Consider the following 17,325-nt stretch of genomic DNA (forward strand, 5'->3'; position numbering starts at 1 on the left):
TCCCGGGTGCCGGTCCGGCCGGGGACACGGGGGAACCGGCCGACCGGGACGGACCGTCGACGAGCAGGAGCGAGGAGGCCGTCGTGACGAGGACGCCGCTGGTGGAGGCCCCCGCGGACACCGTCGCGGGCGAGGTGGTCTTGCGCCTCACCGACGTGGTCAAGACCTTCCCCGGCGTACGCGCGCTGGACGGGGTGCAGCTGGAGGTGCGGGCCGGCGAGGTGCACTGCCTGCTCGGGCAGAACGGCGCCGGCAAGTCCACCCTGATCAAGGTGCTCTCCGGGGTGCACCGGCCGGACTCCGGCGAGGCCCACTGGCGGGGCGAGCCGGCGGCCTTCGCCAGCCCGCAGGCCGCGATGCGGGCCGGGATCGCCACCATCTACCAGGAGCTCGACCTGGTCGAGGACCTGTCGGTCGCGGAGAACGCCTTCCTCGGCCACGAGCCGCGCCGGTTCGGGTTCGTCCGTCGCGGCCGGATGGCCCGCCGCACCCGGGAGATCCTCGGCCGCCTCGGCCACCCGGAGATCCCGCCGGGTCGGATGGTCCGGGCGCTGCCCGCCGCCGGCAAGCAGGTCGTCAGCATGGCGCGGGCGCTCTCCCACGAGGCCCGACTGATCATCATGGACGAGCCGAGCGCCGTGCTGGCCCACGACGAGGTGGGCAACCTGTTCCGGATCATCCGGGAGCTGACCGCGCAGGGCATCGCGGTCATCTACATCTCGCACCGGCTGGAGGAGATCCGCGAGATCGGCGACCGGGTGACCGTACTCAAGGACGGCCGGACCACGGCGGCGAACCTGCCGGCGCGCGACACCCCGACCCGCGACCTGGTCGCCCGGATGACCGGCCGGAGCATCGAATACGTCTTCCCGGACCGCCCCGCCGCGGACCCGGCGGGCGCCGAGCTGCTGCGGGTGGACGGCCTGACCCGGTCCGGCGAGTTCGCCGACGTCTCGCTGACCGTGCGGGCCGGCGAGATCGTCGGGATCGCCGGGCTGGTCGGCTCGGGCCGCTCCGAGCTGCTGGAGACCATCTACGGCGCCCGCCGCGCGCAGGCCGGCACGGTCCGGATGGGCGGCCGGACGCTGCGGCCCGGCAGCGTCGGCGCGGCGGTGCGGGCCGGCATGGGGATGGCCCCGGAGGAGCGCAAGAGCCAGGCGCTGCTGCTCGGCGAGTCGATCTACCGCAACGTCACCCTGGCGACCTTCGGCCGGTACGCCCGGCTCGGCTTCACCGACACCGGACGGGAGCGGGCCGAGGCGGACCGGATCGCCGACTCCCTGGAGCTGCGGCCCCGCGACGTCCGGCGGCCGGTGCGCACCCTGTCCGGTGGCAACCAGCAGAAGGTGGTGGTCGGGCGCTGGCTGCTCGGCGACACCCGGCTGCTGCTGCTCGACGAGCCGACCCGGGGCGTGGACGTGGGGGCCCGGGCCGAGCTGTACCAGGTCATCCGCCAGTTGGCCGCGCGGGGCGTCGGCGTGCTGCTGGTCTCCAGCGAGGTGCCCGAGGTGCTGGGGCTGGCCGACCGGGTCCTGGTGATGCGGGAGGGCCGGGTCGTCCGCGAGGCCCCGGCCGGCGAACTCGACGAGAACACCGTGCTCGACCTCGTCATGGCGGGGTCCCTCATGGAAGGTGCGCCGGCATGAGCGAGCGCAGCGAGCGAATCGACGTGTGGACGGAGGCGGCGGCATGAGCGAGATGAGTCCCACGGCGACGCCGGAGCGGCCGGCGGACCTGCCGGCGCAGTCGCCGCCGGTGGATCCGGCGGAGACCGCGGCGGCGACCGCGAAGTCGGACGCGCCCGGCCGGCTCTCCTGGTGGCGGGGCGACGGCGGGGAGGGCGCGAAGCGCAACCTGGGCCTGCTGGCGACCCTGGTGGTGCTCGTCGTCATCGGCATCCTCACCCGGCCCGACCTGTACGGGAACGCGAGCTGGGTGTGGGGCAACACGCTCACCATCCTCAAGCTCGCCTCGGTGGTCGGCGTGGTCACCGTCGGGATGACCTTCGTGATCATCGGCGGCGGCATCGACCTGTCGGTCGGCGCGATCGTCGCCCTGGCCGGCGTCTGGGCCACCACGGTCGCCACCCAGAGCTACGGCGCCGGCGGCATGATCTTCAGTGCCCTCACCGTCGGGCTGGCCGTCGGCGTGGTCAACGGCCTGCTCGTCTCGTACGGGCGGCTGGTGCCCTTCATCGCCACGCTCGCCATGATGGTCGCCGCCCGGGGGCTCGCCGCCGAGATCTCCGACAAGCAGACCCAGGTCTCGAACAACACCTTCATCAACGGCATCGCCAGCACCGAACTGCTCGGCATCCCGCTGCTGGTCTACATCCTCGCCGCGGTGGTTGTCGCCGGTTGGGTGCTGCTCAACCGGACCACCTTCGGCCGCCGCACCGTCGCGGTCGGCGGCAACCCGGAGGCCGCCCGGCTCGCCGGCATCAACGTGCGGCGGCACACGCTGTACCTCTACGCGCTGTCCGGCCTCTGCTGCGGCATCGCCGCGGTCATGCTGACCGCGCAGGCCACCTCCGCGCAGGCGGCGATGGCGAACCTCTACGAGCTGGACGCGATCGCCGCCGCCATCATCGGCGGGACGCTGCTCAGCGGCGGGCGGGGCACCATCATCGGTTCCCTGCTCGGGGTGGTCATCTTCTCCACCATCACCAACCTCTTCGCCATCAACGGCCTCTCCACGGAGGCCCAGAACATGGTCAAGGGCGGCATCATCGTGGCCGCCGTCCTGATCCAGCAGGTGCAGTTCCGCAGCCTCACCCAGTTCCTCGGCCGCAATCGGGCCACCACCACCTGACCCACCGCACACCGGCGGCCACCTCGACAGCGACGGTGGCCGGGACCAGCACACCCATTTTCACCCCACCACCTCATCCATGGAGGTCGTCATGACCCAGCACAGTCGCGACCTGTCGCGCCGCCGGCTGCTGTTCGGCGGGGCCGCGCTCTCCGCCGGCGTCGTGCTCGCCGGCTGCACCAGCAACGAGGCGACGCCGACCGAGGCGCAGACCAAGGCCGCCGCAACCGGTGGCAACGCCGAGCCGGGCAAGAAGGTGACCATCGGCTTCTCCGCCCCGGCCGCCGACCACGGCTGGATCGCCGCCATCACCAACAACGCCAAGGCGCAGGCCGGGGCGTACTCCGACGTGGAGTTCAAGAGCGTGGAGGCCGGCGCGGACGCGGCGGCCCAGCGCGCCGCGCTGTCCACCCTGATCTCCCAGAAGCCGGACGTGATCGTGCTGCTGCCGCACGACGGCAAGGAGCTGAACGCGTTCGGCCTGGAGGCGATGAAGGCCGGCATCCCCGTGGTCAACCTGGACCGGGCCTTCCCCGACCCCAAGGCCTACCGCCTGCAGATCAAGGGTGACAACTACGGCATGGGGGTGGCCGCCGCCACCTACATCGTCGAGCAGCTCAAGGCCAAGGGGGTCAGCAACCCGGTGATCGGTGAGATCCCCGGCATCGACTCGCTGGAGCTGACCCAGGAACGCTCCAAGGGCTTCGCCGACACCCTCGCCGCGAACGGCCTGCGGGTGGCCAACCGCCGCCCGGCCGAGTTCACCGCCGACTCCGGTCAGCAGGCGGCCACCGGCCTGTTCCAGGCGCTGCCGAAGCTCGACGCACTCTGGAACCACGACGACGACCAGGGCATCGGTGTGCTCGCCGCGGTCAACCAGGCCAACCGCAAGGAGTTCTTCATGGTCGGCGGCGCCGGCTCGAAGAAGGCGATGGAGGACATCCAGGCCGACAACACGGTGCTCAAGGCCACCGTCACCTACAGCCCGTCGATGGCCTCCTCGGCCATCTCCCTGGCCCGCCTCATCGGTCAGGGGAAGGGCATGTCCGACCTGGTGGAACTCCAGGTTCCGAAGGAGATCGTGCTCGCCTCGGAGACGATCACCAAGGAGAACGCGGGCAACTACCTGAAGCTCGGGTTCTGACACACGGGGGGAGACCCACCTTGTCCACTCACGACAGACACCTGCGGGTCGGCATGGTCGGCTACGCGTTCATGGGCGCCGCGCACTCCCAGGCGTGGCGCACCGTGAACCGGGTGTACGACCTGCCGGCGCGGGTCCGGATGTCGCTCATCTGCGGGCGGGACGCCGGAAAGGTGGCCGGCGCCGCCGACCGGCTCGGCTGGGAGGGGCACACCACCGACTGGCGGCGGCTGGTCGAGTCCGACGAGATCGACGTGGTCGACATCTGCACGCCGGGTGACAGCCACTGCGAGATCGCGATCGCCGCGCTGGCCGCCGGCAAGCACGTGCTGTGCGAGAAGCCGCTGGCCAACACCGTCGAGGAGGCCCGGCTGATGGCGGCCGCCGCCGCCCGGGCCCGGGCCGACGGGGTACGCGCCATGTGCGGGTTCAACTACCGCCGGGTGCCGGCGGTCACCATGATGCGGCAGCTGGTCGCCGACGGACGGCTCGGTGTGATCCGGCACGTCCGGGCGGCGTACCTGCAGGACTGGATCGTGGACCCGCAGTTCCCGCTGGTCTGGCGGTTGCAGAGGGACAGGGCGGGCTCCGGCGCGCTCGGCGACATCGGCGCGCACATCATCGACCTCACCCAGTACGTGACCGGGCAGCGGATCAGCGGGGTCAGCGCGCTGACCGAGACCTTCGTCAAGGAGCGGCCGTTGCCGGCCGGGTCGAGCGGCCTGGCCGCCCACGCGGACGGCAACGGCCGGGCCACCGGCACGGTCACCGTCGACGACGCGGCGGTATTCGTCGCCCGGCTCGACGGCGGCGCGCTGGCCACGTACGAGGCGAGCCGGTTCGCCACCGGCCGCAAGAACGCGCTCCGGGTGGAGATCAACGGTTCGCTCGGCAGCGTGGTGTTCGACCTGGAACGCCTCAACGAGCTGGAGTTCTACGACGCCACCCGGCCCGCCGCCGAGCAGGGTTTCACCCGGATCCTGGTGACCGAGGGGGAGCACCCGTACATGTCGGCCTGGTGGCCGCCGGGCCACATCATCGGCTACGAGCATTCCTTCACCCACCAGATGCGGGACTTCGTCGAGGCGGTCGCCACCGGCGTCGACCCGACCCCCTCCTTCGCCGACGCGTTGCAGGTCCAGCTCGTGCTGGACGCGGTGACCCGCTCGGCGGAGCTGGGCTCCTCCTGGACGGAGGTGGAGCCGGCCGTGGCGGCCGAGCTGGCCGCCTGACCCGTCGCGGCGCCGGCCGACCCGCCGGCGCCGCCCGATCGACTTTCCGGAGCCGGCCGGCGAGGGACCGGCCGCGGTTGCGCCCCGCGGCGGGGACGAGGCCGGCCCCGGAGGGCGTGCCACCGGAGCTGCTCCGGTGCGGCACGAGCAGCACGGCCGTCCGGTGCGGCCGGACCGGGATTCCCCGGCCGCACCGGCGGACGCGTACCACCCGGCGACGCGGGGCAGGCAGGACCGGGACGCCGACCGACCCGGCCTGCCAGCCCCGTCCGCCCACACCCGCCCGGGACCCCGTCCGGCGCGCTGCCGCCGACTTCGCCGCCGGACCCGGGCGCAACCCCGGGACGCCACGGGCGGACGGGGCCCATCCGCACATTGACGACTAGCGAGATCTCGGCACGGAGGTTCCACGGGAAGGAGCACGATGCGTACGGGTATCTGGCTGATGGGGGCGCGCGGCTCGGTCGCGACCACCAGCATCGTCGGGGCGCTCGCCCTCCGGGCCGGGCTCACCGGCCCGACCGGCTGCGTCACCGAGCTGCCCGAGCTGCGGGGTCCGGCCCTGCCGGCCTTCGCCGATCTCGTCCTCGGCGGCCACGACGTGGTGGCGACCCCGCTGATCAAGCGGGCCGAGGCGCTGGCCACCGCGGGCGTGCTGCCCGGCCGGCTGGTCGACACCCTCGCGGGGGAACTGGACGAGGTCGAGCGGGCGCTGCGCCCCGCCCCGGCCGGGGGCACCCAGGCCGACCGGGCCGCCGCCGTCGCGCGGGACCTGACCGACTTCCGGGACCGGCACGGGCTGGACCGGGTGGTGGTGGTCAACGTCTGCGCCACCGAGCCGGCCGCCGACCCGCACCCGGCGCACGCCGACCTGGTGGCCCTGCGCGCCGCGCTGGCCGGCCCCGATGAGGTGCTGCCAGCCAGCTCGCTGTACGCGTACGCGGCGTTCACCGCCGGCTGCCCGTACGTCGACTTCACACCGTCCACCGGGGCCCGGCTGCCGGCGCTCGCGGCGCTGGCCGCGGAGCGTGGCCTGCCGTACGCGGGGCACGACGGCAAGACCGGGGAGACGCTGGTCAAGTCGGTGCTGGCGCCGATGTTCGCGATGCGGCACCTGGCCGTCCGGTCCTGGTCCGGGGTGAACCTGCTCGGCGGCGGGGACGGCGCGAACCTGGCCGACCCGGCGGCGAACGCGGCCAAGGTGGCCAGCAAGCAGCGGGTGCTCGGCGAGACGCTCGGCTACCTGCCGCAGGGCGACACCCGGATCGACCACGTCGAGGAGCTGGGCGACTTCAAGACCGCCTGGGACCTGATCACCTTCGCCGGCTTCCTGGGCACCGGGATGCGGATGGAGTTCACCTGGCACGGCTGCGACTCCGCGCTGGCCGCCCCGCTGGTGCTCGACCTGGCCCGGCTCACCGCCGCCGCGCACGCCGCCGGCCGGCGCGGCCCCCTCCCCGAGCTGGCCTTCTTCTTCAAGGACCCGCTCGACGCCCCGACCCACTCGCTCGTCGAGCAGTGGGCCCTGCTGCGCGACCTCGTCGCCGGCCTGCACCGGGGAGGCGCCCATGGCCAGCCTCGCTGACCTCGCCGAACTGGTCCGGGCGCCGGCCGCGCTCTCCGTACCCGGGGACGTGCTGGCGGGCGCGGCGGCGGCCGGCGTCCTGGACCGCCGGACGCCGGCGCTGGCCGGGGCGTCGGTGCTGCTCTACTGGGCCGGCATGGCGGCCAACGACTGGGCCGACCGCCACCTGGACGCGGTGGAGCGACCGGAGCGGCCGATCCCCTCCGGCCGGGTGAGCCCGCCGGCCGCGCTCGGGCTCGCCGCCGGCCTCACCGCCGCCGGGCTCGCCCTGGCCACCGCCGCCGGGGGCCGGCGGGCGGCGGCCGTCGCGGTGCCGCTCGCCACCGCCATCTGGGGGTACGACCTGCTGGCCAAGAACACCGCGGCCGGTCCCGCCGTGATGGCCGCCTGCCGGGGCCTGGACGTGCTGCTCGGCACCACCTCCGCCGGCCCGGCTCCGGCCGGCCGCCGCGCCGGCGGCTCGGCGGGAACCCGCCTGGCCCGGGCGCTGCCGGCGGCGCTGACCGTGGCCGCGCACACCTGGACGGTCACCGAGCTGTCCCGCCGCGAGGTCACCGGCACCGACCGGCGGCTGCCCCGGGCCACCCTCGCCGGCACCGCCGTCGTGGCGGCGACCGCGCTGGGCCGGGCCGACCCGGTCCCGGTCGCGCTCGCCGCCGGCTACGCCACCCGGTACGGCGCCGCGCAGGCCAGGGTGGTGGCCGACCCGTCGCCCGGCCGGGTCCGGGCCGCGGTCGCGGCCGGCATCACCGGCCTGCCCGCGTTGCAGGGCGCGCTGACCGCCCGGGCCGGCGCCCGGCTGCTCGGCCTGGCCGTCGCGGCCGCCGCCCCGCTCGGGCGCCGTCTCGCCCGGTTGGTGTCGCCGACATGACCGGGCGCGCGGCACCGGGGCCGGCCGGGGCGGCCGACGTGCCGCTCCGCCCGACCGGGCTGCGATTCGGCTACGGGACCAACGGCTTCGCCAACCACCGGCTGCTCGACGCGCTGGCGGTCATCGCCGACCTCGGCTACCAGGGGGTGGCGCTCACCCTGGACCACGACCACCTGGACCCGTTCGCGCCCGGGCTGGCCCGCCGGGTCGCCGCCGTGCACCGCCGGCTGGCCGCGCTCGGCCTGGCCACGGTGGTCGAGACCGGGGCCCGCTACCTGCTCGACCCGTGGCACAAGCACGCCCCGACGCTGCTGCACGACGACCCGGCCCGGCGGGTCGACTTCCTCCGCCGGGCGGTGCGGATCGGCGCCGACCTGGGCGCCGAGGCGGTCTCGTACTGGGCCGGGGTACGCCCACCGGAGGTCCCGGCGGCCGTCGCGTGGGACCGGCTGGTGGCCGGCTGCGCCACCGTCTGCGCCGAGGCGGAGGCCGCGGGCGTGCCGCTCGGCTTCGAGCCGGAGCCCGGGATGCTGGTCGAGGACATCGCCGGCTGGCGGCGGCTGCGGGCCGCGCTCGACGCGCCACCCGCATTCGGCATCACCCTCGACATCGGACACTGTCGCTGCCTGGAGCCGACGCCGGTGCCGGACTGCGTGGCGGCGGTCGCCGACCACCTGGTCAACGTGCAGATCGACGACATGCGCCGGGGCGTGCACGAGCACCTCGAGTTCGGCGCCGGTGAGATCGATTTCCCGCCGGTGCTGCGCGCCCTCGCCGACGCCGGCTACCGCGGCCTGGTCGCGGTGGAACTGCCCCGGCACTCGCACGCCGCACCGACCGTGGCCGCCGGCTCGATCGAGTTCCTGCACGCCGCCGCCCGGGCGGCCGAGAAGGGCGGCGGCGCACCACGTACCTGAGAGGGGAGACGGCATGACACCCGACCGACTGCGCGCCGCGTTGCGGGGCGTACCCGATCCGCAGTGGCTGGACGCGGCGCTGCGCCGCGTCGCGGCCGAACCCGCGGCGATCGCCCGGCTGTTCCCCGCCGCCGCGCGGCGCTGCGGGCGGGGACCGCTGCCCGACCCGCCCGGCTGGACCGCCGACGAGGCCGCCCGGGCGCTGCTGCTCACCGCGCTCCCCGCCGACCAGGCGGCGGCCACGGCGGAGACCCTCTACCGGCACGGCGACGCGGCCGAGAAGCGGGCCGTGCTGCGGGCGCTGCCGCTGCTGCCGATCGGCGCGGCCTGCGTACCGCTGCTGCACGACGCCATCCGCACCAACGACACCCGGCTGGTAGCCGCCGCCCTCGGCCCGTACGCCCGGCACCTGGAGCAGTCCGCCTGGCGGCAGGCGGTGCTCAAGTGCGTCTTCACCGGCGTACCGCTGGCGGTGGTGGACGACCTCGACGGGCGCGCGGACGGCGAACTCGGCGCGATGCTGGCCGCGCTGGCGGCCGAGCGGCACGCCGCCGGCCGGGCCATGCCCGCCGACGCCACCGACCTGCTCGACCGGCTCGGCGCCGGCTCGGACCTGACCACCGCCAGGGAGGCGTGATGCGCATCTTCGACCCGCACATCCACATGACGTCACGGACCACCGACGACTACGAGCGGATGGCCGCCGCCGGGGTACGCGCGGTGGTGGAGCCGGCGTTCTGGCTGGGTCAGCCCCGCACCAGCGCCGCCAGCTTCGTCGACTACTTCGACTCGCTGATCGGCTGGGAGCCGTTCCGGGCCGGGCAGTTCGGGGTCCGGCACCACGCCACCGTCGCGCTCAACCCCAAGGAGGCCAACGACCCGCGCTGCCACCCGGTGCTCGACCTGCTCCCGCGCTACCTGGACAAGGACGGCGTGGTGGCGGTCGGTGAGATCGGCTACGACTCGATGACGCCGGCCGAGGACGCCGCGTTCGCCGGCCAGCTCGCCCTGGCCGTCGCCCACGACCTGCCCGCCCTGGTCCACACCCCGCACCGGGACAAGGCGCGGGGCGTCGAGCGGAGCCTCGCGGTGGTCGCCGAGTCGGGCATCGAGCCGGGCCGGGTGCTGGTCGACCACCTCAACGAGGTCACCGTGAAGCTGGTCCGGGACACCGGCTGCTGGCTGGGCTTCTCCATCTACCCCGACACCAAGATGACGCCGCCGCGAATGGTCGAGCTGCTGCGGACGTACGGGACCGAGCGGATGCTGGTGAACTCGGCGGCCGACTGGGGGCGCTCCGACCCGCTGCTGACCCGGGCCACCGGCGAGGCGATGCTGCTCGCCGGCTTCACCGGGGACGACGTCGACCAGGTGCTGTGGCGCAATCCGGTGGAGTTCTACGGCCAGTCCGGCCGGCTCGACCTCAGCGACCTGGCGGCGCCCGGCGTCACCTTCGCCGGCAACTCCATCCTGCGCGGGGGCGAGTGATGCGGCTCCGGCACGCCGACGGCAGCACCGTCCACCTCGGCTACTGCACCAACGTCCACCCCGCGGAGGACCTGGCCGGCATCCTCGCCCAGCTCGACCGCTACGCGGTGCCGGTGCGCCGGGCCCTCGACGCCGACCTGCTCGGACTCGGGCTCTGGCTGGCCGCCCCGGTCGCCGCCGAGCTGGCCGCCGACCCGGCGCTGCGCCGGCGGCTGCGCACCGAGCTGACCGTACGCGGGCTGGAGGTGGTCACCCTCAACGGCTTCCCGTACGCCTCCTTCCAGGCCCCGGTGGTCAAGGGCGCGGTCTACCACCCGGACTGGACCACCGGCGACCGGCTCGCGTACACCCTGGACCTGGCCCGGGTGCTGGCCAACCTGCTCCCCGACGACGCGGCCCGGGGCTCGGTCTCCACCCTGCCGCTGGCCTGGCGGGAGCCGTGGGACGCCGACCGGGCCGACGTCGCCCGGCGCCGGCTCGCCGAGCTGGCGACCGGGCTCGCCGCGGTCGAGCGGGAGACCGGCCGGCCGATCCGGGTCGGTTTCGAACCGGAACCGGGGTGCATTGTGGAGTCCACGGGACAAGCGAGCGCGGTATTGTCAGCCATGGATACCGACCGGCTCGGGATCTGCCTCGATCTGGCGCACCTGGCGTGCGCCTGGGAGGAGCCGGCCGAGGCGCTGGGCCGGCTGGCGTCGGCCGGACTGCCGGTGGTCAAGGTGCAGGTCTCCGCCGCCGTCGAGGCGGCCGACCCGGGCGGCTCGACCGAGGCGCTGCGCCACTGGGTCGAGCCCCGCTTCCTGCACCAGACCCGCGCCGCCGGCTGCGCGTCCGCCGCCGACCCGGCCGACCCGGCGTACGCGGCCGACGACCTGGACGCCGCCCTCGACGCGCGGCTGCCCGGGCCGTGGCGGGTGCACTACCACGTGCCGCTGCACGCGCCGCCCGAGCCGCCGCTGCGCTCCACCCTGCCGGTGCTGCGGGCCGCCCTGGCCGGGCTGTTCGCCGGCCCGACCGCCGGCTGCGACCACCTCGACGTCGAGACGTACACCTGGGGGGTGCTGCCGGCGGCGCGGCGGCCGCGCACCGACCCGGAGCTGGCCGCCGGGATCGCCGCCGAGCTGGCCTTCGCCCGCGACGAGCTGGTCGCCGTCGGCCTCGCCGCCGCGACTCCGGCCCGGACGGGGGTACGGCGATGAGCCGGCGGCTGGTGGTGCTGGACGTGGTGGGCCTGACCCCGCGCCTGCTCGCGCACATGCCCCGGCTGCGGGCGGTGGCCGAGGCCGGCTTCGCCGCCGAGCTGGGCACCGTGCTGCCCGCCGTGACCTGCTCGGTCCAGTCCACCTTCCTCACCGGCGAGCCGCCCTCCGGGCACGGGATCGTCGGCAACGGCTGGTACTTCCGGGACCTCGGCGAGGTGCTGCTGTGGCGGCAGCACCACGCGCTGGTCGGCGGGGAGAAGCTCTGGCAGGCGGCCCGCCGGGTCGAGCCCGGCTACACGGTGGCGAACGTCTGCTGGTGGTACGCGATGGGCGCCGACGTGGACTGGACGGTCACCCCGCGCCCGGTCTACCACGCCGACGGCCGCAAGGAGCCGGACTGCTGGACCGATCCGCCGGAGCTGCACGACGTCCTCACCGAGGCGCTCGGCACGTTCCCGCTGTTCACCTACTGGGGGCCGGGCGCCGGGCTGCCGTCGTCCCGGTGGATCTGCCGGGCCGCCGAGCGGATCCTGGCCGACCAGGCGCCCGACCTGACCCTGGTCTACGTGCCGCACCTGGACTACGACCTGCAACGCTTCGGCCCGAACTCGCCGCGGGCCGCCGCGGCGGCGGCCGAGCTGGACGCGGTGCTCGCCCCGCTGCTCGACGCCGCCCGGGTGAAGGCCGCCACGGTGGTGGCGCTGTCGGAGTACGGCATCACCGACGTGTCCCGGCCGGTGGACGTCAACCGGCTGCTGCGCGCCGAGGGACTGCTGCGGGTCTACACCCAGGCCGGCATGGAGTACCTCGACCCGTGGACGTCCCGGGCCTTCGCGGTCGCCGACCATCAGGTGGCGCACGTCTACGTCAAGGACCCGGCCGACGTGCCGGCGGTGGCGAAGCTCTGCGCCGGGCTGCCGGGGGTGGCCGAGGTGCTCGACGCAGACGGCCAGGCCGGGTACGGGCTGGACCACGACCGCTCCGGCGAACTGGTGCTGGTGGCCGAGCCGGACGCCTGGTTCACCTACTACTACTGGCTCGACGAGGCCCGCGCCCCCGACTTCGCCCGGCTGGTCGAGATCCACCGCAAGCCCGGGTACGACCCGGCTGAACTCTTCTTCGACCCCGCGGCGCCGGGCGCGGCGAAGCGTCGGGCCGCGGTGGCGCTGGCCCGTAAGAAGCTCGGCCTGCGCTACCTGATGAGCGTGGTCGGGCTGGACGCCGGCGCTCGGGCGGTCCGTGGCTCGCACGGCCGGCTGCCCGCCGACCCGGCGGACGGGCCGGTGCTGCTCTGCTCGGACCCGTCCGCCGCCCGCGACCGGCTGGCCGCGACCGACGTGAAGGCGTTGCTGCTCCAGCTCGCCGGACTGGCCCGGGAGGCGCCATGACCATAACCGTCGTACCGACCGACCCGGCCCTGCTGCGGGCGCGTTTCGACGCGGAACTCGCGGCGTTCCTGCAGCGGCGGGGGCCGGGTCGGTCGGACGGCGTTCCGGGGGCCGTCCACGCCGCCCTGCGCCGGTTCGTCCTGGCCGGTGGCAAGCGGCTGCGGCCCCTGTTCTGCTACTGGGGCTGGCGCGGTTTCGGCGGGGCGGACGGGCCACCGATCGTCGGCGCGGCGGCGGCGCTGGAGCTGTTCCACGCCTTCGCGCTGATCCACGACGACATCCTGGACGGCAGCGACCGCCGGCGCGGCCAGCCCACGGTGCACCGGCACTTCGCCGACCTGCACGCCCGGTCGGGCTGGCGGGGCGACCCCGAGGCGTACGGGCGGGGCGCCGCCCTGCTCTGCGGGAACCTCTGCATCGCCTGGTCGCAGGAGATGTTCCACGGCTGCGGCCTGGGCGCCGAGCAGCTCCGCCGGGGGTACGCGGTCTTCGCGCTGATGCGCGCCGAGGTGATCGCGGGGGAGTACCTCGACCTGGTCTCGGCCGTCGGGGACGGCTCGGTGGCGACCGCGTTGACCGTGATCCGGATGAAGACCGCCCGGTACACGGTGACCCGGCCGTTGCAGATCGGGGCCGCCCTGGCCGGCGCGGACCCGGCCGCGGTGGCCGCCCTGGCCGAGTTCGGCGACCCGCTCGGCGACGCCTTCCAGCTCCGCGACGACCTGCTCGGGGTCTTCGGCGACCCGGCGGTCACCGGCAAGTCCACCATGGACGACCTGCGCGAGGGCAAGCCCACGGTGCTGATGGCGTTGACCCGGGCCGCCACCGACCCGGCCGGGTCCGCCCGGCTGCGGGCCCTCTTCGGCAACCCGGCGTTGGACGCGGCCGGCGCCGCCGAGCTGCGCGAGCTCATCGAGGCCACCGGGGCCCGGGAGCAGGTGGAGCGGATGATCCGGGTACGCGCGGAGCAGGCGCGGGCCGCGCTGGACCGGCAGTCCCTGGCGGAGCCGGCGCTGTCGGCGCTCGCGGACCTGGCGGCCCGCGCGGTGTACCGCCGACACTGACCGGCAGTTGGTTGCGCGGACCAGCGCGGCGGGCTGTGACGTGGTGCTGCGCGCGGCGCCCCGCTTTCCCCGCGACCGCTGCCGGAACCTGCCAGCCCCCGGCTGACCTGCGCCACCTCCGACCCGCCGGGCCGGCGACGCGCCGCCCCGACTTCGGACGCGCGCGGCCCCGCCCGGCCGGCTGCCGTACCTTGGGCCGCATGGGACGCCTCGCCCAGTGGCGCCGGATCGTCCGGGCGCACCCGACGCTCGCCGGCGCGCTGCTGGCCACGGTGCTGTTCGTGGTCAGCCTGCTGGTGCTCACCCGCGACGTGCCGTGGCTGGGCCGGGCCGTCGTGGTGCTGCTGCTCTGGTTCGGCGTCGCGGCCGCCCTCGGCGTGGAGGTGCGCCGCCGGCGGGCGTACGGGAGACCGCACGACGTGGCGGCCCACCATCTCACACCGGTCAGGACCCCCGTGCCCGCCGAGCCGGCGCCCAGCCTCAACCGGCTCGACGCCCTGATGGAGGGGCTCGGCGCCGGGCAGTCGGTGCGCTGGACCGTCGGCGGGCAGCCCCGGCCGCTGCCCGACGGCGTCGACGTGGCGGCGTACCGGATCATCCAGGAGTCGCTGACCAACGCGCACGAGCACGCCCCGGGTGGGGCCGTCGCCGTCCGCCTGCGCTACGACCCCGAGGGCGTCACCATCGAGGTACGCGACGACGGCCCGCCCCGCCCGGAGGTGGTCGGCATGCGCGAGCGGGCCGAGAGCGTCGGTGGTGTCTTCTCCGCCGGGCCGCGTCCGGGCGGCGGCTGGCTGGTCCGGGCCGAGTTGCCCGCCCCCGAGGAGGAGGCCGGATGAGGGTTCGGTTGCCGGTGGTGCCGGGCCTTCCCCGACGGTCCCCGCCGACCTAGAGTGAGGGCGGCGACCGCGAGGTGGCCGGTGACCCGACGGGAGGCGCAACCCGTCGGGCCCAGGTGCGAACGCGCCCACCGGCCTTCAGTCGGGGCCGCCCGCACCCGGTCGCCCTCGCCCCGGTCCGCTACGGAATCCCCCATGACGACAGGGGAGAAGGACAATGGCGCGACCCATCACGCTCTTCACCGGCCAGTGGGCCGACCTTCCGTTCGACGAGGTCTGCCGGCTCGCCGCCGAATGGGGTTACGACGGCCTGGAGATCGCCTGCTGGGGTGACCACTTCGAGGTCGACAAGGCCCTCGCCGACGAGTCGTACGTCGACCGGAAGCGGGCCACCCTCGCCAAGCACAACCTTCAGGTCTTCGCCATCTCCAACCACCTGGTCGGTCAGGCGGTCTGCGACCACCCGATCGACGAGCGGCACCGGGACATCCTGCCCGCCCGGATCTGGGGCGACGGCGAGCCCGAGGGGGTCCGCCGGCGCGCCGCCGAGGAGATGCAGGCCACCGCCCGGGCGGCGGCGAAGCTGGGCGTCAAGACGGTGGTCGGCTTCACCGGCTCGTCGATCTGGCACACCCTGGCGATGTTCCCGCCGGTGCCCCCGGCGATGATCGAACGCGGTTACCAGGACTTCGCCGACCGGTGGAACCCGATCCTGGACGTCTTCGACGAGGTGGGGGTCCGCTTCGCCCACGAGGTGCACCCCAGCGAGATCGCGTACGACTACTGGACCACCAAGCGGGCCCTGGAGGCGATCGGCCACCGCCCGGCGTTCGGGCTGAACTGGGATCCGTCGCACTTCGTCTGGCAGGAGCTGGACCCGGTCAACTTCATCTTCGACTTCGCCGACCGGATCTACCACGTGGACTGCAAGGACGCGAAGGTCCGCACCGGCGACGGCCGGCGCGGCCGGCTCTCCTCCCACCTGCCCTGGGCGGATCTGCGCCGGGGCTGGGACTTCGTCTCCACCGGCCACGGGGACGTGCCCTGGGAGGACTGCTTCCGGGCGCTGAACGCGATCGGGTACACCGGCCCGATCTCCATCGAGTGGGAGGACGCCGGCATGGACCGGCTGGTCGGCGCGCCCGAGGCGCTCCAGTTCGTCCGCCGGCTCGCCTTCGACGCCCCGGCGGCCGCCTTCGACGCCGCGTTCAGCAGCAACCGCGACTGACCCGCGCCGCCCGGGGCCGGCCGCGTCGGCCCCGGGCGGGCGAGCATTTCAGTCGTGTCGCCGGAGCCGGCACGGGCGTGGCGCGGCTGTCGGCAGATGCCCCGTCGGGGGCTACGAAGCTGATGACGTAAACGATTCACTGTGGGCTCGCCGGCCAACGACGAACCGCCGCCTGGCGGGATGGGCCTGCCCGGCACGGTGATTCACTTGCGTTATCAGCTTCATAGCGTCTGCGCCGGAGGGTGATCCCCGACGGCGGCCGGCCCCCGCTGCCCGGACATGAGCGCGGCCGGACCGAGCCGCGCAGCCCCGCCCCACCCCGGGTCAGCGGGCCGCGAAGACCTGGTCGCTGATCAGGCGGGCCGCGCCGACCAGGGCGGCCCGGTCGTCCAGGTCGGACAGGACGATCGGCATGCTGCCGGCGGCGAGCGGCGTGGAGCGCCGGTAGACCACTCCGCGGATCTCGGCGAGCAGCACGGGCCCGATGCCGGGGGCCGCCCCACCGATGATCACGATGGCCGGGTTGAAGAAGCTGACCAGGCCGACCAGCACCTGCCCCAGCCGGCGGGCGCCGTCGCGCACCAGGGTCTGCGCGGTGCGGTCCCCGGCCGTCGCCGCCCGCGCGACGTCCGCCGCGGTCAGCGTCCCAGCCTCCGCCAGGCGGTCGGCGAGCGCCGCCGCCCGGCCGCCGTGCGCGGCGGCCAGCGCCTCCCGGACCAGGGCGCCGTCCCCGCAGTACGCCTCCACACAGCCGGTGTTGCCGCAGTCGCAGAGCGGGCCGTCGTCGGCCAGCCGCAGGTGCCCGATATCGCCGGCCCCGCTGGTCGCGCCCCGGTAGAGCGTGCCGCCCAGCACCAGTCCGCACCCGATGGCGCTGCCGAGCTTGACGTACAGGAAGTCGTCGAACGCCCGGCCGGTGCCGGCGTGCAGCTCACCCAGCGCCATCACGTTGGCGTCGTTGTCCACCTGCACGGGACAGCCCAGCTCGGCGGCGATCGCGTCGCGCACCGGGAACTGGTGCCAGCCCGGCAGGGCGGGCGACGAGACCGGGGATCCCTCCCGCACCGCGACCGGCGCGGGCAGCGCCACGCCCACCCCGGCCAACCGGGACAGCCCCGCCTCGGCGCGGAGCTTGCCGAGCAGCTCTACGGCGCGGCCGACGACCGCCTCGGGGCCGTCCCGGAGGTCGATCGGCTCGCCGAGACGGGAGAGCGGGGTCAGCCCGCCGTCGGTCAGCGCGACGTCGAGCCGCCCGGCGCCGACGGCCACCGCGCCGAAGCGGACCTGCCCGGCGACCCGGAGCAGGGACGAGCGGCGACCGCCCCGGGACGCGGCCGGCCCGGCCGTCTCCACCAGGCCCTGGGCGGTCAGCCGGTCCACCTCCGCGATGAACCGGTTCCGGTTCAGGCCCAGCGCGTCGGCCAGCTCGACCCGGGAGCGGGGGCCGTCGTCGCGCAGCAGGCGCAGCAGCCGCGCCTGGTCCGGGTTCTCCGGTCCGATCAGCGTCATCGCGATCACCTCCCTCCGGAATGTGCCATATCGGCGTCACGAGGCGT

General features: G+C 75.1%; 15 protein-coding genes. 14 read left to right on the plus strand and 1 reads right to left on the minus strand.

Annotated elements, in window-relative coordinates; all coding sequences use genetic code 11:
* Window positions 1-134: 134 nt before the first annotated feature.
* The 14 genes from DKT69_RS29270 (at window position 135) to DKT69_RS29335 (ending at window position 15,769) form a co-directional block, all read left to right on the plus strand.
* Complete coding sequence (locus tag DKT69_RS29270; protein ID WP_201749921.1) at window positions 135-1,646, plus strand: sugar ABC transporter ATP-binding protein; 1,512 nt, start codon at window positions 135-137, stop codon at window positions 1,644-1,646.
* Window positions 1,647-1,689: 43 nt separating this feature from the next.
* Window positions 1,690-2,811, plus strand: coding sequence for an ABC transporter permease (locus tag DKT69_RS29275; RefSeq protein ID WP_109804692.1), 1,122 nt, complete (start codon window positions 1,690-1,692; stop codon window positions 2,809-2,811).
* A gap of 91 nt (window positions 2,812-2,902) precedes the next feature.
* Entirely contained in the window at window positions 2,903-3,955 is a 1,053-nt protein-coding gene (locus tag DKT69_RS29280) for a substrate-binding domain-containing protein (protein WP_109804727.1), read from the plus strand.
* Between the two features lie 20 nt (window positions 3,956-3,975).
* Window positions 3,976-5,187: a Gfo/Idh/MocA family protein gene (locus DKT69_RS29285; protein ID WP_109804693.1), complete on the plus strand. Its 1,212-nt coding sequence runs from the start codon at window positions 3,976-3,978 to the stop codon at window positions 5,185-5,187.
* 424 nt (window positions 5,188-5,611) lie between these two features.
* The gene (locus DKT69_RS29290; protein WP_109804694.1) at window positions 5,612-6,772 is read left to right on the plus strand and encodes an inositol-3-phosphate synthase; all 1,161 of its coding nucleotides are present in this window, start codon (window positions 5,612-5,614) and stop codon (window positions 6,770-6,772) included.
* The gene (locus DKT69_RS29295; RefSeq protein ID WP_109804695.1) at window positions 6,756-7,643 is read left to right on the plus strand and encodes an SCO3242 family prenyltransferase; all 888 of its coding nucleotides are present in this window, start codon (window positions 6,756-6,758) and stop codon (window positions 7,641-7,643) included. Before DKT69_RS29290 ends, DKT69_RS29295 begins: the two co-directional genes overlap by 17 nt.
* Window positions 7,640-8,560 (plus strand): sugar phosphate isomerase/epimerase family protein, encoded by a 921-nt coding sequence (locus DKT69_RS29300; protein ID WP_109804696.1) that lies wholly within the window; start codon window positions 7,640-7,642, stop codon window positions 8,558-8,560. The genes DKT69_RS29295 and DKT69_RS29300 overlap by 4 nt, the downstream gene beginning before the upstream one ends.
* 13 nt (window positions 8,561-8,573) lie before the next feature.
* Window positions 8,574-9,197, plus strand: coding sequence for an EboA domain-containing protein (locus DKT69_RS29305; protein ID WP_109804697.1), 624 nt, complete (start codon window positions 8,574-8,576; stop codon window positions 9,195-9,197).
* Window positions 9,197-10,048 (plus strand): TatD family hydrolase, encoded by an 852-nt coding sequence (locus DKT69_RS29310; RefSeq protein ID WP_109804698.1) that lies wholly within the window; start codon window positions 9,197-9,199, stop codon window positions 10,046-10,048. Before DKT69_RS29305 ends, DKT69_RS29310 begins: the two co-directional genes overlap by 1 nt.
* Window positions 10,048-11,247 (plus strand): metabolite traffic protein EboE, encoded by a 1,200-nt coding sequence (eboE, locus tag DKT69_RS29315; RefSeq protein WP_109804699.1) that lies wholly within the window; start codon window positions 10,048-10,050, stop codon window positions 11,245-11,247. Before DKT69_RS29310 ends, eboE begins: the two co-directional genes overlap by 1 nt.
* Window positions 11,244-12,638, plus strand: a complete 1,395-nt coding sequence (locus tag DKT69_RS29320; protein WP_109804700.1) for an alkaline phosphatase family protein — start codon at window positions 11,244-11,246, stop codon at window positions 12,636-12,638. Before eboE ends, DKT69_RS29320 begins: the two co-directional genes overlap by 4 nt.
* Window positions 12,635-13,702, plus strand: a complete 1,068-nt coding sequence (locus DKT69_RS29325; protein ID WP_109804701.1) for a polyprenyl synthetase family protein — start codon at window positions 12,635-12,637, stop codon at window positions 13,700-13,702. The genes DKT69_RS29320 and DKT69_RS29325 overlap by 4 nt, the downstream gene beginning before the upstream one ends.
* 200 nt (window positions 13,703-13,902) lie before the next feature.
* Window positions 13,903-14,541, plus strand: coding sequence for a sensor histidine kinase (locus DKT69_RS29330; protein ID WP_109804702.1), 639 nt, complete (start codon window positions 13,903-13,905; stop codon window positions 14,539-14,541).
* 217 nt (window positions 14,542-14,758) lie between these two features.
* Window positions 14,759-15,769 carry a sugar phosphate isomerase/epimerase family protein gene (locus tag DKT69_RS29335; protein ID WP_109804703.1) on the plus strand — a complete coding sequence of 337 codons (1,011 nt, stop codon included), beginning with the start codon at window positions 14,759-14,761 and terminating at the stop codon, window positions 15,767-15,769.
* A gap of 324 nt (window positions 15,770-16,093) precedes the next feature.
* Here the strand turns inward: DKT69_RS29335 and DKT69_RS29340 are convergent, their stop codons facing one another.
* Window positions 16,094-17,278 (minus strand): ROK family transcriptional regulator, encoded by a 1,185-nt coding sequence (locus DKT69_RS29340; protein WP_109804728.1) that lies wholly within the window; start codon window positions 17,276-17,278, stop codon window positions 16,094-16,096.
* Between the last annotated feature and the right edge of the window lie 47 nt (window positions 17,279-17,325).

It is taken from the genome of Micromonospora sicca (assembly GCF_003172935.1).
GTDB classification, from domain to species: Bacteria; Actinomycetota; Actinomycetes; order Mycobacteriales; family Micromonosporaceae; genus Micromonospora; species Micromonospora sicca.

Excerpts from the sequence above, each read along its gene's own strand:
- DKT69_RS29325 (WP_109804701.1), top strand. The coding sequence starts at position 12,635 with ATGACCATAACCGTCGTACCGACCGACCCGGCCCTGCTGCGGGCGCGT.
- DKT69_RS29335 (WP_109804703.1), top strand. The coding sequence starts at position 14,759 with ATGGCGCGACCCATCACGCTCTTCACCGGCCAGTGGGCCGACCTTCCG.
- DKT69_RS29275 (WP_109804692.1), top strand. The coding sequence starts at position 1,690 with ATGAGCGAGATGAGTCCCACGGCGACGCCGGAGCGGCCGGCGGACCTG.
- DKT69_RS29300 (WP_109804696.1), top strand. The coding sequence starts at position 7,640 with ATGACCGGGCGCGCGGCACCGGGGCCGGCCGGGGCGGCCGACGTGCCG.
- DKT69_RS29340 (WP_109804728.1), bottom strand. The coding sequence starts at position 17,278 with ATGACGCTGATCGGACCGGAGAACCCGGACCAGGCGCGGCTGCTGCGC.
- DKT69_RS29280 (WP_109804727.1), top strand. The coding sequence starts at position 2,903 with ATGACCCAGCACAGTCGCGACCTGTCGCGCCGCCGGCTGCTGTTCGGC.
- DKT69_RS29295 (WP_109804695.1), top strand. The coding sequence starts at position 6,756 with ATGGCCAGCCTCGCTGACCTCGCCGAACTGGTCCGGGCGCCGGCCGCG.
- DKT69_RS29330 (WP_109804702.1), top strand. The coding sequence starts at position 13,903 with ATGGGACGCCTCGCCCAGTGGCGCCGGATCGTCCGGGCGCACCCGACG.
- DKT69_RS29290 (WP_109804694.1), top strand. The coding sequence starts at position 5,612 with ATGCGTACGGGTATCTGGCTGATGGGGGCGCGCGGCTCGGTCGCGACC.
- eboE (WP_109804699.1), top strand. The coding sequence starts at position 10,048 with ATGCGGCTCCGGCACGCCGACGGCAGCACCGTCCACCTCGGCTACTGC.
- DKT69_RS29320 (WP_109804700.1), top strand. The coding sequence starts at position 11,244 with ATGAGCCGGCGGCTGGTGGTGCTGGACGTGGTGGGCCTGACCCCGCGC.
- DKT69_RS29310 (WP_109804698.1), top strand. The coding sequence starts at position 9,197 with ATGCGCATCTTCGACCCGCACATCCACATGACGTCACGGACCACCGAC.
- DKT69_RS29305 (WP_109804697.1), top strand. The coding sequence starts at position 8,574 with ATGACACCCGACCGACTGCGCGCCGCGTTGCGGGGCGTACCCGATCCG.